The organism is Paenibacillus shenyangensis (genome assembly GCF_000346635.1).
In the GTDB taxonomy this organism is placed as follows: domain Bacteria; phylum Bacillota; class Bacilli; order Paenibacillales; family Paenibacillaceae; genus Saccharibacillus; species Saccharibacillus dauci.
This window is the reverse complement of sequence record NZ_AOIG01000003.1, coordinates 84,956-100,278: the sequence shown is the minus strand read 5'-3', so window position 1 is coordinate 100,278 and position 15,323 is coordinate 84,956. Positions and strand designations below refer to the sequence as shown.

11 protein-coding genes and 1 riboswitch are annotated in these 15,323 nt (G+C 48.8%); of the genes, 8 read left to right on the top strand and 3 right to left on the bottom strand.

The genetic code is table 11. The features are described 5' to 3' along the window. Nucleotides 1-94 precede the first annotated feature (94 nt). The 4 genes from H065_RS0101870 to H065_RS0101855 all read left to right on the top strand — a co-directional run bounded on the left by H065_RS0101870 (nucleotide 95) and on the right by H065_RS0101855 (nucleotide 5,177). Nucleotides 95-1,132, top strand: coding sequence for an ABC transporter substrate-binding protein (locus tag H065_RS0101870; RefSeq protein ID WP_017811308.1), 1,038 nt, complete (start codon nucleotides 95-97; stop codon nucleotides 1,130-1,132). Between the two features lie 30 nt (nucleotides 1,133-1,162). Further along, on the top strand, nucleotides 1,163-2,824 hold the full coding sequence (locus tag H065_RS0101865) for an ABC transporter permease (RefSeq protein WP_017811307.1): 1,662 nt from the start codon (nucleotides 1,163-1,165) through the stop codon (nucleotides 2,822-2,824). Continuing rightward, the gene (locus H065_RS0101860; protein WP_017811306.1) at nucleotides 2,824-4,146 is read left to right on the top strand and encodes an MBL fold metallo-hydrolase; all 1,323 of its coding nucleotides are present in this window, start codon (nucleotides 2,824-2,826) and stop codon (nucleotides 4,144-4,146) included. Before H065_RS0101865 ends, H065_RS0101860 begins: the two co-directional genes overlap by 1 nt. A 155-nt stretch (nucleotides 4,147-4,301) precedes the next feature. Next, nucleotides 4,302-5,177 carry a CYTH domain-containing protein gene (locus H065_RS0101855; RefSeq protein WP_017811305.1) on the top strand — a complete coding sequence of 292 codons (876 nt, stop codon included), beginning with the start codon at nucleotides 4,302-4,304 and terminating at the stop codon, nucleotides 5,175-5,177. Between the two features lie 101 nt (nucleotides 5,178-5,278). On the opposite strand, the gene H065_RS0101850 is transcribed toward H065_RS0101855, so the two are convergent. After that, nucleotides 5,279-6,112 (bottom strand): carbonic anhydrase, encoded by an 834-nt coding sequence (locus H065_RS0101850; protein ID WP_017811304.1) that lies wholly within the window; start codon nucleotides 6,110-6,112, stop codon nucleotides 5,279-5,281. A 192-nt stretch (nucleotides 6,113-6,304) separates the two neighbouring features. After that, nucleotides 6,305-6,598, bottom strand: a complete 294-nt coding sequence (locus H065_RS0101845; RefSeq protein WP_017811303.1) for a hypothetical protein — start codon at nucleotides 6,596-6,598, stop codon at nucleotides 6,305-6,307. Between the two features lie 437 nt (nucleotides 6,599-7,035). Then, nucleotides 7,036-7,189: riboswitch (FMN riboswitch) on the top strand. Between the two features lie 139 nt (nucleotides 7,190-7,328). Here H065_RS0101845 and H065_RS0101840 point away from each other — a divergent pair. Then, nucleotides 7,329-8,309, top strand: coding sequence for a DMT family transporter (locus tag H065_RS0101840; RefSeq protein ID WP_017811302.1), 981 nt, complete (start codon nucleotides 7,329-7,331; stop codon nucleotides 8,307-8,309). Nucleotides 8,310-8,544: 235 nt separating this feature from the next. Here the strand turns inward: H065_RS0101840 and H065_RS0101835 are convergent, their stop codons facing one another. Then, nucleotides 8,545-9,939 (bottom strand): family 43 glycosylhydrolase, encoded by a 1,395-nt coding sequence (locus H065_RS0101835; protein WP_017811301.1) that lies wholly within the window; start codon nucleotides 9,937-9,939, stop codon nucleotides 8,545-8,547. A 345-nt stretch (nucleotides 9,940-10,284) separates the two neighbouring features. Between H065_RS0101835 and H065_RS0101830 the strand changes: the two genes are divergently transcribed. From H065_RS0101830 to H065_RS0101820, 3 genes are all read left to right on the top strand, one after another. Next, complete coding sequence (locus tag H065_RS0101830) at nucleotides 10,285-11,628, top strand: extracellular solute-binding protein (protein ID WP_017811300.1); 1,344 nt, start codon at nucleotides 10,285-10,287, stop codon at nucleotides 11,626-11,628. A 3-nt stretch (nucleotides 11,629-11,631) separates the two neighbouring features. Continuing rightward, nucleotides 11,632-13,398 carry a cache domain-containing sensor histidine kinase gene (locus H065_RS0101825; RefSeq protein WP_017811299.1) on the top strand — a complete coding sequence of 589 codons (1,767 nt, stop codon included), beginning with the start codon at nucleotides 11,632-11,634 and terminating at the stop codon, nucleotides 13,396-13,398. 138 nt (nucleotides 13,399-13,536) lie between these two features. Next, entirely contained in the window at nucleotides 13,537-15,141 is a 1,605-nt protein-coding gene (locus H065_RS0101820; RefSeq protein ID WP_017811298.1) for a response regulator, read from the top strand. The last annotated feature ends 182 nt before the right edge of the window (nucleotides 15,142-15,323 follow it).

Below are 15,323 nucleotides of genomic sequence, written 5' to 3'. Positions count from 1 at the left end.
ATAGCCAAATATTTGAACGCAGCAGTAGAATCAGTAATTTATGGATAGCCGGTCATTTACCAATAATACGTTCATATACAGGAGGAATTATCAAATGAAATGGAATCAGACATGGAAAAAGGCAAGCTTACTCGCTATTACAGCAGTAATGGGAACTGCACTGGCAGGCTGCGGTACAACCGGCAGCAGTGTAAGTCAGGCCGCCAACGGCAAAACAGAAAATAGCGGGACTCTGGTCGTATATAGTGCGGGACCCGAAGGACTGGCCAAAAAGATCGAAGAAGGCTTTGAAGCGAAGACCGGTATTCAGGTCGAAATGTTCCAGGGGACAACCGGCAAGATTCTGTCCCGAATGGAAGCGGAAAAATCCAATCCAGTCGTGGACGTTGTGGTACTGGCCTCATTGCCTTCCATGCAGTCGATGGCCAAAGACGGTCTGACACTTCCTTATACAGGTGCACCCAACAGCGACAAGCTGGTCAAAGACTGGTCTGATCCGAACGGTAATTACTTTAGCTACAGTGCATCGGCACTGGGTATCGTCTACAACACCGGTCAGGTGAAGACACCGCCGACTTCCTGGGCGGATCTGGCCAAACCGGAATGGAAAGACAAAGTCAATATTCCCGATCCTTCCCTGTCCGGCTCGGCACTGGACTTTATCACCGGCTATCTGAGCGCCAAGGGAGATAACGGCTGGTCGCTATTTGAGCAGTACCGACAAAATGGTGTAGCCATGGCAGGAGCCAATCAGGAAGCACTTGATCCGGTTATTACCGGTGCTAAAGATGTAGTGGCAGCCGGTGTCGACTATATGGCTTACAAAGCCAAAGCGGATGGAGAGCCTGTCGATATCGTGTATCCGGCAGAGGGTACTGTGATCAGTCCGCGTCCGGCAGCTATTATCAAGACGACCAAGCATGAGGAGCAGGCCAAGCAGTTTATCGATTATCTGCTGTCCGATGATGGACAGAAGTTGGTAGCGGGTGCTTATCTGCTGCCAGGACGGACCGATATTCAGGCAGAGAATCGCACCAATCTGGCTGATATTCCGACCTACCCGGTGAAGTGGGACTGGATGGATGAACATGGTGAAGAAGTGGCTACTCGTTTTACCGGACTGTACCAGTAATATCTATCAATCCATCTGAGGGTGAATCTTATGATCCATTATCGTAAATGGAGTACGGCTGCAGCGTTTCTGCTGCTGACCGTACTCATTGTTTTTCCACTGCTGCTGATTTTCTATACGGCGATCGAGCGAGACGGGCATATTGATCTCGCTGCTCCGCTGGAGATCATTGCTGGCAGCAATTTGGCTTCTGTGCTTTTTAATTCACTATGGCTCGGCGTACTGGTTATTCTTGTAACGACAGCTCTTGCCCTGCCTTTGGCATGGATTATGGCACGTTCGCCGCTTGGACGACAGCGCTGGCTCGATGTGGTGCTGCTGATTCCTTTTATGACACCACCGTATATCGGCTCGATGGGCTGGATGCTGTTTATGCAGAAGAAGGGTTATATGGAACAGCTGCTGCCAGCTGCAGCTGCATGGACACCGGCCTTTTTCAGTCTGGGCGGAATGGTCATGATTATGAGTCTGCATCTGTTTCCTTTTCTGTACCTGATTCTGCGCAATACTCTGCTGCAGATCAGCGGCAGTATGGAAGAAGCGGGCGCTATCCATGGCGGTTCACCGGGCTACCGGTTCCGGCGGATTATTCTGCCGCTGCTGCTGTCCAGTTATGCGATGGGCGTCCTATTGATTTTCGTCAAAACGATTGCCGAATTCGGTACGCCGGCTACATTTGGCCGCCGGATTGGTTACTATGTAATGACTTCGGAGATTCACAAATACATTTCCAGCTGGCCGATTGATTTTGGCAAAGCTACTGCGCTGGCGTCCCTGCTGCTGAGTGCCTGTCTGGTGATGTGGTACATACAGAGCATTCTAAGCAGTCGTTATTCGTACCGATTGACCGGAGGCAAAGGCTCTCGCAAAAAGGGCTATACGCTGACCGGCTGGAAAGGGTTGCTGAGCTGGCTGTATATTGCTCTGCTGCTGCTGGTCTCGATTGGAATTCCGTATTTCTCCGTTATTACGGCTTCGCTGCTGAAGCTGCGCGGTGCGGGGATAGCTGCCGGCAACTGGACGTTCAAGCACTATGCAGAGCTGCTGCAGCCGGGATCAGACAGTCTGGAAGCGCTACTGAACAGCTTTACACTGTCCCTGGCCGCTTCGACAATCGCTGTGATCATTGGTACATTTCTGGCTTTGAAAGTAAGCCGTGGACAACGCATGTCGCAGAAGTGGATCGATCTGTTCAGTCTGATGCCCAATACTGTACCGGGTATTGTGATTGTTGTCGGTCTGATTCTGTTCTGGAATTCGCCCTGGATGCCGGTCCCTCTGTATAACTCGTACGGTATGGTGGTACTGACCTATGTTATTCTGTTTCTTCCCTATACGGTGCAATACGTCAAAGCCAATTATGGTCAGATTGATTCGGTGCTGCTTCAGGCAGGAGCGATGGCTGGCGGCAGACCGCTGTATGTATTCCGGCGTATTCTGCTGCCGCTGCTGATCCCCGGCATTATTGCCGGTTGGATGATGACATTTACTATTTCCAATCGTGAGCTAGTCGCTTCCCTGTTGATTCTTCCGCCATCCATGCAGACGTCAGCTACGTATATTTTTGCCCAGTTTGAGCAGGGAGCCGTCTCGATGGGAATGGCGATGGCTGTTGTCTCGGTCGGAATTACGACGATCCTGCTGCTTATTCTGAATGTACTGCCTTCGGCGCGTGGAGGACAAAAGGTCTGATGGAACTGACAGTACTCGGCGGCGCGGGAGAACATGGACGATCAAGCTATCTGCTGACAGCGGATCAGCAGCATGTGTTATTGGATTATGGGGTCAAAAAGGAAAACGGCGGTGTGTATCCGCTGATGGAACATATGGATGAATGGATCGGTGGACTGAAGGCGGTATTTCTGTCCCATGCTCATGAAGATCACTGTATTGCTTTGCCGGTATTGTACCGTAACGGATATCAGGGAGAGGTATGGACCACAAGAGCGACAGCGAATCAGCTGCCGACCTATTTTGAAGCCTGGAAAAGGTATACGGACAAGCATGCAGCAGCGCGTCCATATGATGATCGTGACGTGCAGAGTATCCGTTACCGTTATCTGGAAGATGTGATTCCGTCAGGGCAGTGGGGCATCCTGCTGCCGGAGCTGGAAGTATGCTGGGGACGCTCGGGCCATCTACCCGGCTCGATCTGGATCGCACTGTCCTGGAAAGGAAAACGAATCTTTTTCTCCGGCGATTACACGAGTGAATCCCAGCTGCTGGATGCCGATCGTCCGCTTCATTATGCACGAGGATCTTCGAATCCAATGGCACAGGGGATATTGCCTGATCTGGATCTGGCCATTATGGATGCAGCCTATGGTGATGATCCGGAACAGCAGCGCAGCAAGCTGTCGCACTTGCAGCAGCATATGGATCATGCTCTGGACAGAGGCGGCTCTGTATTACTGCCGGTTCCACTCTATGGAAGAGGGCAAGAGCTCATGCTGTGGGCAAGCGAACAATATCCGGGTATCCCGGTACTGGTCGAGGAAGTGTTACTGCAGGGGATCGAACTATTTGCCAATTATTCAGGCTGGCTGCATAGCAATGCTCCCCAGCGGCTGAAGCGGATACTCTGTTCTCCCAATCTGCACCGGATCAATAGTGATCAATCGGTTGAACAGTTGTATTCCCGATATCCGCAGGCGATCGTGCTGGTAACCGATGGCATGATGCAGTCCATAATTGCCCGGCAGCATTATGAATATCTGTCCAAACAGTCCCATCATACGATTATTCTAACTGGTCATCTGGCTGCAGGTTCACTTGGACGAAGACTACTGGATCAGTATAAAGTAGAGCAGACCGGCTGTGCTGTACATCATGTACGCTATAAGGTTCACCAGGGGCTGCCGGATGTACGTCAGATGCTGCACGATCTGAATGATCCGCCTACTGTACTTGTACATGCACCCAAATCCCGTACCGACCGTCTGGTGGAGAGGTTGGAACAGGAAGGATTCCGTCATATTCATTCTCTTATACCCTCTGCCAGACTGAGTATCTGACAGGTATTGAATAATTGATGGTTGGCATATAGAGATTATGGATATAATTAATCATTTGGCATAGAAAGAATGAATCCCCTTTAATCGACAGTCGATACAATGAATGGGTAAGGACATTCCTTACACCAATCCATGAATAAGGGGAGAACAACAGCGTGAACAATAATGTGTTGAAGAACTGGAAAAAGACGGTCGCAGTATGGGTAAGCAGTACAGTGATGGCAGGATCATTCATTATGATTCAGCCTTCTACACCAGTGGAAGCCGCTGCCAATATGACACCCGGTTACGAAGTGAAATTTGTACTGAATCAGAACGTGCTTGATCCCGATTCTACTCCGGATGCAGAATTGACAAGTGCCTTCGCACTGCCGGGCACTGCACAGAAAATTGCCGTCGAGTACTTTGACACAGATGAACAAAGCCTGAATGAGCAGGGCTGGAATGTACGTCTGCGCAAAAAAGAAGATAAAAAGAATTACGAAATTACTTATAAAAAGCGTTACGCTGTAGCCAATGGAGATATCAATGCTGCGCTGAACCTGGCCAATAAGGAAGGATTTGATGCAGACGATACCAACTATGAAGCAGAGATCGACTGGGGATATAGCAAACAGACACTGAGCCTGTCCAATGACAAGGATGTCAAAGCATCGGACTCCAAAGCCACGCTACCATCGGATTCCAAAGCACTGGGTATGATCCTGGATAAACTTCCGGGCAAATTGGATGATTGGAACGATCAATCCCACTGGGGGAAGCAGCAGATGGAAGATTCGCGTGCCTATGGTCCGATTATGGCCAGCAAATACAAAGGTACATGGAACGGTCTTGAGGTGGATGTAGAAGTATGGCCTATCCGCAGTGCAGACGGTTCCACTACAGAACCGGTTATCGAAATCTCCTTTAAGGCAGATGAGTATGCAGATGCTGCGACCAATCGTCAGAAGCTGATGGATTATCTGAACAAGGAAGGCTGGCTTGTGCCACAGGATTCACTCAAAACACAGCTTGTACTGGATCGTTACTGATTGTAAGCGGATGATCGTTTTATGAGAATCATATAAGTACTTAAAATAAATAAACAGGCAGGAATTCCGCATAGGAGCATCCTGCCTGTTTATTTTTATAGTTATTGTTCGGTATATAGTTGCCGGGAGCCAATGGATTGAACCGGACGGTGGTTATCGGGGAAAATAGTCGCAAAACGCTCAATCTGTTCCTTGGATAGCTGAATCGGCTGTTGCAGGACGGTCCAGCTGACATGTTCGGTACAGGGCGGGGTAGTGAGCGAGCCGGTATAATGAACCGCATGATGATCTGCAGGCAGCAGATGGGACAGCTCTATGGGCTCGGTCAAAGGAACGGCCTCTTCGCTTGCTTGCTCCGGTAGATGCTCCCACAGCTGGCGGAAGGCACTGTTATCACTGCCAGGCTGGATCAGAACCCCGAGAACTGCGCTTTGACCATCTGCGCTTTTATGTACCAGATGCAGCTCCATGGCTGCATTTTTGCCATCAATCTGATGTTCGCTTGGATGATGGAAATGGAACTGGACCAGCGTATATTTTTGACCTTCGATCGTGATATAGTTATCTGTATTCTGTACATTGACTTGAATGGTATGACCGTTATTAATCACGGTCACTGGTGTGGTGCCATAATGAATCTTGACCGGATGTACAGTAGCAGAAGGTACCAACTGGGCATCTTCGATATCAATAGGGGACTGCTGCTGACCGGTACGACAGGTGGAGAAGCCCGTCTCAAGTTCTGCCCAGTGGGCGGGTCCGTGCTCCTGATCGTAAGACCAGTGAGGAGCTGCTGTGGGAGAGATAGCTGAATGGGCAGCAGATGCAGAGGCACCGGGCGTGGTCACGGAGGAGGCAGCCTGATGAGTCTGGCCGCAGCCAGCGAGCAGCAGAACAGCTGCCGATAATGTAGTGTATTGCCATTTTCGATTCATTATGATCCTTCTTTCGAATAGAATAGTAATAGATTCACATTGTAAAATAATACATATTATGAATTAAATGAGAAATGAGAACCGTCACATTCTATAATGAATCGATAAAAATGAAAGAAAGAGGGAAGGATCAAGAAGAGAATAGACATAAAAAAAGAAGCTCCTCTGCGAAAGGAGCTTCTTTGGCTATAATTAGTAGCTGGATTCTGTAGAATATTGGCTCAGACCTGCGATTGCTGCGCCGAACAGAACAGAAAAGATAACCGACACGACGATACCGATAACTATCCAGATCAATGCTGCTTTGGCATAGTTGGATTTGGAAAGATTAGTGTTACCACCAAAAGCCCATACAAACAGCATAACAAGGTTTACGATAGGAATAGCCATCAGCAGCATAGTGATCATCCATTCCTTGAAGCTTACTACTCCTGTGTTATATCCTTGTTGACCTGGTGGATAGTTGTCTTGCGGCAAATTACTCATAAAAAAATACCCCTCTCAAATATGTATATTGTGAACTAAATCTATAGAACGTTTACCATTATACAAGAGGTTACCTAAAAATGACAACTAAGTAACTTTAAGATATTCATGGTAATACAGTTACTATATCTTAATACCACAAGCAGTGGTTTAAAAATATTTAAAAAATTTGGAATAATATTACTCGGTTTCAATATGACTACTTGTGATCATTTTCTTCCAGCTCTTTTCTTTACAAAACGAAAAGGGTAAGCGATACTATAACTAAGTTTTTTGATCGGAATTAAAAGAAAAAGCTCATATATGCCAATATCCGTATAAAAACTATTGCAAGTTACTAAAAGTATCTTTATAATGAGACATATTGAAAGATTGACTTGTGGAAATTTCAAAAAGGATTTTCAGGGTTAATAAGAAACGTATTCTACTAATCGAATAGAGATCTTCGGGGTAAGGTGAAATTCCTGACCGGCGGTGATTGCTGACAATAGTCAGCAGCAGCCCGCGACTCACTGCTTTGTTTGTGAAGCAGATGACTGATCTGGTGCAAATCCAGAGCCGACGGTAAAGTCCGGATGGGAGAAGATCAATAAATAGGCTTATGCCGGTTTCTTTACTGATGCCGCATACGTTTATTTGATCAAGCCCCTGACTGTCGAATTTTCGATATCAGGGGCTTTCCGCATTAAGATCTCCTATTCAAATTCTAATCATACGAGGAGTTTGAATTATGGAAAATGCCAATGTACGTATCCAATCTGCATCATCTGCCAAACAACGTCATATTAAAAGCGGGTTCTGGCTTGTATTTATCGGGGCAGCTTTATGGGGTATTGATCCGCTGTTCCGGATTATTCTGCTGGATTCCTTTACCTCTACCCAGATTGTTCTGCTCGAGCATCTGGTTGCACTGCTATTCGCCGCACCGATCCTGTGGATCAACCGGCATGAACTGCGCGGCCTGAAATGGCAGCATGTAGGTGCGCTACTGTTCCTTTCCTGGGGCGGCTCGGCGCTCGCCACAGTCCTGTTTACAATGGGACTTGCACATGGTGATCTGAATGCCGTGCTGCTGCTGCAAAAGCTTCAGCCGATCTTCGCGATCGTACTGGCTCGCCTGCTGCTCAAGGAAATGCTGCCGCGTGGATTTGGCTGGTTGTTCGTACTGGCACTCGGCGGTACGTATCTGTTGACATTCGGATTTGCCATTCCAATCGGTCATATGGGTGATTTTGCGCAGGTCGGTTCGCTGCTGGCACTCGGTGCAGCAGCCCTGTGGGGCGGATCGACTGTAATGGGTCGTCTGATGGTCGGCAAGATGAAATACGAAACGGTCACTTCTCTGCGCTTTATTCTGGCGATTCCATTGCTGCTGTTCATGACACTGAACGAAAATGCAGCGTGGAGCCTGCCTGCCGGTGCGCTGCCGGTTACACTGGTTATCGTCAACCTGCTCGGTCAGGCACTGCTGCCGGGTCTGCTCAGCCTGCTGATGTACTACAAAGGATTGTCTACGACCAAGGCATCGGTAGCTACACTGGCAGAACTCAGCTTCCCGATGGTAGGTGTACTGATCAACTGGATCGTCTATAAGCAGATTGTAACCTGGTCGCAGCTGCTCGGCTTCTTGCTGATCTGGGGGGTACTGTTCGTGATTTCCCGTCAACAACAGCCTTCCGAAGCGAAAAATACCGTTCCCATGGCTTCCTGAACCGCCAAGTAAAGTGGAAAGCTATGGAAGCAGCCGCTTTCTGTAGAGGATAAACATGCTTTTGCGAATATATAAAATAAAAAGCTGCTGTCTCATTCGCCTGATGCGGATGTGAGACAGCAGCTTTTTTCTGTTTTATAGACGTATTCTGCATTTCTTGTTGTGAAATAATCTGCCTTGCTATACAGCAGATAGCTCGTTAGCATAACCTGTACGCGCAAGGTTTTTCAATCCCTTATTTACGGCCGGAGACAGGTGCGATATCAAAAAAGTCGATCTCTCCATATCCGTCTCCTTTGGAGAAACGAATCGTATGCTGACCACGATCCAGTTCCAGTAGCTGAGTGGAGAGTCCCCAGTTTTCCCAGCCCTTATTGGTAATATAAAAAGGAGTGGGAGCAGCGCCATCCACCGATAGCATCAATGTGGACCAGTCCATTCCTGTCGTACCATTAGCAGTGCGGGCAGAGAGGATATACGAACCATCTGCCGGAATCTTGATCGTATATTCTGCATAGCTGTCCGGCTGATCGATATGACCGGCTTTGGAACCACGTGAGCCATTTTCGCTGGAAGAAGCATAAGCACCACCGCCGAATACAGCATTTTCCGCTTCATAACGGGTGTGCTTGGGCTCTCCGGAAGGCAAGCTGACCTGCTCGTTGGCAGCTGTCGGTTCATCCAGATCCGGTGTACCATCTCGATTCCAGTCAAATTCCTGTGCACGGATTTCGCGATTCCATCCAGAGCCGTCAAATTTGGCAGCATGGTAGATAATCCAGTCTTCACGCCCATCCGGGGAAGTGGTGAGAGAGGCATGGCCGGGACCATACACACCATTGGCAGAAGCGAATACCGGTTTGTCCCGCTTGTTCCAGGAAGCAGGTTTGAGCAGATCGCTTCGGGTATCAGCAGTGATCAGACCGAGTGAATAGTCATTGGTCCAGCTACCGCTCGCAGAGTAGAGCAGATTGATCGTGCGGCCTTTGACATAGACCTGCGGGCCTTCATTAACATTGGGTTGATGATTGGTCTCCCAGGCATATTCCGGGTGGGCAATTTCTACCCTTTCCGAACTGATCGTCCATGGATTGCTCATCCGGGCGATATACAGACGCTGGCTGACATTTTCACTGCCTTCCCAGCCGGACCAGATATAGTACAACTGGCCTTTGACTTCGAATGCGGTACCATCAATGCCCCAGCGGTTGGTAGTATCGGTGATCTGTCCTTTGTCTGTCCAGGTACCCTGCATTGGATCGGCAGAGGTATTTTCCATGACATACATGCGATGATTGGCATTGTCGCCGTCATCCTTGGCGTAATAGATATACCAGGCACCCTGCAGATAATGAATCTCGGGAGCCCATACATTTTGTCCACCGGTCGCAATCTCGCGCTTCTCGGCGTCGTCGATACCTGTAATCGTAGAGGACTTCCAGATGGTCACGTTATTGCCGGTGGTTTTGGTAAAATAATAAAATCCGTCGCTGTGTTTGTACATCCATGGATCTGCGCCATCCTGCATAATGACGGAATAGAATTTTTTGGTCGAATTGGACTTGCTCGTATGTGCTTTGTCAGCGGATGCCATGCCTGTGTAACTGCTGCTAAGTATCAATACAGCCATTATAAATAGGAAGCCCCCTTTAATAATAAGTCGATGCGATTTCATTCAGCCAACCCCTCTCTTCAATTATTAAAACGCTTACATTTAGAACTCTACAGTAGACCTCTTCCAGCGAACAGGACAATATTTTGGAAGAATGGACATTCCATTGGAGATTATTGCGCAGCACATTCCCAAAAAGGAAAGAAGAGGTTATACTTCCTTGCCAACAGGCAGATGTTGTTGAACGATATCGACATCAGTCCATCTCTCATCTACAGAATTGTACAAGAATTAGGATAACCGTTATTCAGACAGAAACAGTGTATACGATATATATATTTTATTTGATAAAGGAGGCAGCCGATGCGGCAGCAACGGAAATATTATGGAAGTCTCGGACGCAGGCTGTGGATACTGGCGGTAGCAGCAGTGCTGCTTTTGCTGCTGGCTTATAGTGTGTATGCACTGGAATCCAACCGCAGGCATGATACGATCAGCCCGTCAGCAGCAGAGGGAGAAATTGAAAAAACAATATCAATTACATTCTGGACACCATTTAGCGGCGGAGATATTTCATTTATGCAAGAGCTGGTTCAGCAGTATAACGATCAGAATCCCGATCATATCCGGGTAACGATGAAAAATAACAAGCTGGACGATTATTATACCAAGCTATCTACAGCGATTGTGACCGAGGAAGCGCCGGATGTGGCGGTCGTCCATGCTTCGATGTATGCGCAGTATGTACCTGCCCGGTTTATCACGGATATCAGCTCTGCTGCTTCATCTGCCGGTGTACAGTGGGAGCGTTATAATCCATCGATTCTGCAGCGTACAGTCATCAAGGGCAATCATTATGGTCTGCCACTGGATACTCATTTTAGCGTGCTGTATTACAACAAAAAATGGCTGCAGCAGGCAGGCGTCTACAAGGACGGACAGGTGATTATGAAGCCCGGAGAAAAAGGGTTTATGGAATTCCTGCAGACGATACAGCGTAAGGTACCTGATGATGTAGCACCGCTGGCGGTACCGAATGTGCGGATTGATTCGCTCTGGCTATGGTGGTCACTCTATGCACAGATGCAGGACGGGGGTGTATTGTATACTCCGGATGGCAGCCGGGCAGCATTGAATATGCCGGCTGCGCGCCAGTCGCTGGAGCTGGTCGCTTCCTTGTATGATCAGAAGTTGATCCCGCCGGATATTAGCAATGCGACCAGCCAGTTTGCCCAGGGACGCGCGGCACTACTATTTCTCGGTGTATGGTCGATCGGCTCGTTTGAGCAGGTAGACGGATTGGATTTTGGGGTGATGCCTTTTCCACAAATTTATGATCAGTCTGGTTCCTGGGGAGATGCGCATACACTGGCATTTCCGGCACACAGTGCACAGAATCCCGAGCGTCTTGCTGCAGCGCTGAAATTTGCACAGTGGCTGACAGAGCATGGGGCAGTATGGGGCAAGGCTGGACATGTACCTGCTGTACGCGACCAGGCAGCATCGGAAGCTTATCTATCGCTGCCTTATCGGCGGGAATATGCAGGAGCCGCGAATAGTGTGGAATATTTCCCGGAGCATCCCAAGCAGAGCGAAGTCAGCGATGCACTCGTCAATGAACTGGAGAAGCTCTGGTATGGCAAGCAGACGGTCGATCAGATGCTGAATCGGCTGGAGCCTCTGATCAATGGCATTTTAAAGGAGTAAATCATGAGAAAATGGCTGAAACGATGGAAAAATATGCGGCTGGTCAATCGCCTGATTCTGATGAATACCGTACTAATCTCTATACCACTCATTATCTCGTCCTGGATCAGCAGTATCGGATATTCCAATTCCATTCAGGCGAATGTCGGCAGATATCAGGCTGATGTGGTACGGGAATTTACAGCCAATACGGATGCTTTTATGAATGAGCTGGTTCTGCTGTCAGTAACACCGTATCAGTCGCCGGAACTGCTGAATTATCTGGAGCAGAGCGGTACAGATCATCTGAACGGGGATATATATGATCAGAGGCTGCTGCTGGAAAGCTTTGTCCGACGGATTCTGGTGAATGGACGAGTCGATGTGGCCGGAGTCTCGCTATTATCATCGCATGCCCGCTCCTATGTGGAGCTGCCGGATAGTCCAGGACGATTTGCCGAAGCTGCGGATCAAGATCGTGTCGTGCCAGCTGGAGCCGAAGTGACGGGTAAAGGGTATTTTGCCGCTCCTCATTCTCTCTTGTCGGATAATGGCTCAACCTACGAAGTGTTCTCTATTATTCGCCAGATCCGCAGTCTGGAGAATGGTCGTCCGCTTGGCACGCTGGTGATTGATGTACCGAAGGAAGCGCTGATCCAGCGTATACGCAATCTGGAGAGTTCGCAGACTTCCGCATTTGCAATGGTGGATCAGCAGGGAAATTACATTTATCGCAGTCCTTCATTTGCATTAACCAATCAGGTACTTGCCAGCTATAGAGGAGAGGGCACGCTCACGCTGGACAACAATGGTCAGCCTGTACTGTTGACCTATCAGACTTCGCCGGTCACCGGCTGGACCGTGCTGCAGGCAGTTCCCCTATCGGTACTACTGCAGGATGCGAGCCGGATCAATCAGCAAATGATCTGGCTGGGCGGCCTGTGTCTGATTCTGTCTGTACTGCTGTCGGTCATTCATTCGATGCGTATTACCCGTCCGCTCAGCCGACTGCGCGATTCGATGAAGCTAGTGGAGCGAGGGCAGTTTGATATCGAACTGCCGGCGAGAAATACGGATGAAATCGGCCACCTTAGTCGTGCCTTTAATATGATGGTCTCCCGGCTGGGACAATTAACCTACCGACTGTACGAAACAGAGATTCGGGAGAAAAATGCACAGATTGCCTCGCTGCAAAGTCAGATCAATCCGCATTTTCTGTATAATACCCTTGGATCGATCAGTATGTATGCCGAGCTGGAAGATAATCGGGAGATTGTGCAGATGACCGGTCATCTCAGTGCACTGCTGCGTTATAGTATCGGCGGCGAGCATACGGACGTGACGATTGCGCAGGAGCTGGATCATGTACAGGGTTATCTGGCGATACAGCAGATTCGCTATGGAGAACGTCTGTCTTATGAAGTGAATGCACCGGAAGAGTGGCTGAACTGTCCTATCATACGGCTGACGCTGCAGCCGGTTGTAGAAAATGCAATCGTTCACGGACTGGAAAGAGGACGCGGAGATGTGCACATCATCATCGCTGTTCGCCGGGAAGCAGGCAGCATGCAGATTATCGTGCAGGACAATGGACCAGGGATGGAAAAGCAGGAGCTTGCCGATCAGTATGACAAAATGAACAAGGGAGTACTGCCGGAAGGGCCGGGTGGACATGGACTGGTCAATGTACATCGCCGGATTGTGCTGCGCTATGGCCAGGAATATGGGCTGCGTCTGTACAATCTGGAGCAAGGCGGTCTGCAGGTGAAGATATGCATTCCATTTTCCTGATACGAGCAGTAAAGGGACGGCATCCAACGTGATAAATCCAGTGGATAGATAAATAGATATAAAATAAATAAGTATATAAATCGGTCACTCGAATAGTAGAGAAAGATTACGAGTTATCAAGAGAAAGGGGCATATGTAATGTATAAAGTACTCGTTGTAGACGATGAGATGATTTTCCGTAAAGGAATACGCCATCTGATTCAGGGATTTGATCTGAAATGGGAAGTATGCGGCGAAGCCAGGGATGGTATGGAAGCATTGGAGATGATCCGGGAGCACCAACCCGAGCTGGTCATTACCGATATTCGTATGCCGCGTATGGATGGTATACAGCTGCAAGCCGCAGTAGCCGAACAGTATCCGGATATCTGCTGTATCGTACTCAGCGGATATAATGATTTTGAATATGCACGCAGTTCCATTCGCAGTGGTGCGCGTGATTATTTACTGAAGCCGGTGCAAAAGGATGAACTGTATGCAGCGCTGATCCGAATTGATACAGAGCTGGCTTCCCGTGAGTCTGTACGTCCGGTTAGTCGGCCGGCAGAGCAGTTGATGCGGCAACAGCTGTTATCGGGCATTGTACATGGCCGGGTAGCTTATGATGCAGCAGAACTGCTGGAAGAAGCCGGATTGTCTTTTGACGGCAAAAAGGTATACTGCCTGATCGCTCAACTGGATCGAAGCTCTGTTGCCGAGCAGCGTTATCATCAGACCGACCCGGAGCTGTTTTTGTTGTATATTCAGCAGTTGGTACGGGAGATTATTTTGGCAGACGGAAACGGCTATACCTTTATGGAACAGCACCGTGTAGTGACGCTGATTCAGGCGGAGCATACGGAGGATGCCGAAGCCCGTATACGTCAGCAGGCCGGTCAGCTGGTTCGTACGATCAAGCGTCTCTCCCAGCTCACGATTACCGTCGGCATTGGGCGGGAAGCGGCAGATCTGGAGTGGGTTCCGCGTTCTTATCGTGAAGCGGAAGTTGCACTGCTATACCGGCTGACCACTGGCGGCGACCGGGTTCTGATCTATCCATCTTCAGCCGAGAGTGGGCAATCGGTACATCCGGTTCGTTTGCCGGCAGCGGACAGGCATTTTCTGGAGCAGCTGTTGTCCCAGGCAGATGTCGGTCAACTGAATCGGCAGGTTCAGGAATTTATCGATCGGCTGTGCCGCCAGATCAGTCAGCCGCAGATCGTACAGCAGCAGATCAGCCGGATCATGATGGAATGTTACGAGATTGCACTGGATTATGGTATCGTGGAAAACTGGCTGCAGGGCGGCGATATTGGTCATACGCTGCAGGAAGTATGGATGATCAATGATCGCCGGGAGCTGGCCAATTACTGTAGTGGACAGCTCTATGCGCTGTACCAATTGATCCGGCATCGTGAAGGGCATGTAACCCATGCGGTGGATCAGGTTGTCGAATATATGGAAGAGCATTATGCAGAACCGATTACACTCGGTCTGATGGCAGAAAAGGTATATCTCAATGCTTCGTATTTGAGCAGTCTGTTCAAGACGCGTCTGGGAAGATCCTTTATTGAAGTGTTAACTGATATACGTATCCGCGAAGCGATTCGCAGACTGGTGCATACGGATGAGAAAATATCTGGTATTGCGATCGAGACCGGCTTTGTGAATATCCGGCATTTTAACCGCGTATTCAAAGCCGAGACCCAGATGACACCCAAACAGTACCGTGAGCACAGGCGTAGCCTTTCGAATCCGGTCTAGTTTTTTTGAATTGTTATATCTATCGTTATGCTGTTAGTGGCTGCTATCTAAGCAAACATGAACATCTATCAAAAGACAGAACCCAAATATATGTCCATACTATCGAAAAAAGCGTCATGGTTCAGGACCTCCTTGTATTTTAAGATAAGTAATGTAAGCGTTAGCAATTAAGAAACGGCGCA

Excerpts from the sequence above, each read along its gene's own strand:
- H065_RS0101870 (WP_017811308.1), top strand. The coding sequence starts at position 95 with ATGAAATGGAATCAGACATGGAAAAAGGCAAGCTTACTCGCTATTACA.
- H065_RS0101865 (WP_017811307.1), top strand. The coding sequence starts at position 1,163 with ATGATCCATTATCGTAAATGGAGTACGGCTGCAGCGTTTCTGCTGCTG.
- H065_RS0101860 (WP_017811306.1), top strand. The coding sequence starts at position 2,824 with ATGGAACTGACAGTACTCGGCGGCGCGGGAGAACATGGACGATCAAGC.
- H065_RS0101850 (WP_017811304.1), bottom strand. The coding sequence starts at position 6,112 with ATGAATCGAAAATGGCAATACACTACATTATCGGCAGCTGTTCTGCTG.
- H065_RS0101845 (WP_017811303.1), bottom strand. The coding sequence starts at position 6,598 with ATGAGTAATTTGCCGCAAGACAACTATCCACCAGGTCAACAAGGATAT.
- H065_RS0101840 (WP_017811302.1), top strand. The coding sequence starts at position 7,329 with ATGGAAAATGCCAATGTACGTATCCAATCTGCATCATCTGCCAAACAA.
- H065_RS0101835 (WP_017811301.1), bottom strand. The coding sequence starts at position 9,939 with ATGGCTGTATTGATACTTAGCAGCAGTTACACAGGCATGGCATCCGCT.
- H065_RS0101830 (WP_017811300.1), top strand. The coding sequence starts at position 10,285 with ATGCGGCAGCAACGGAAATATTATGGAAGTCTCGGACGCAGGCTGTGG.
- H065_RS0101825 (WP_017811299.1), top strand. The coding sequence starts at position 11,632 with ATGAGAAAATGGCTGAAACGATGGAAAAATATGCGGCTGGTCAATCGC.
- H065_RS0101820 (WP_017811298.1), top strand. The coding sequence starts at position 13,537 with ATGTATAAAGTACTCGTTGTAGACGATGAGATGATTTTCCGTAAAGGA.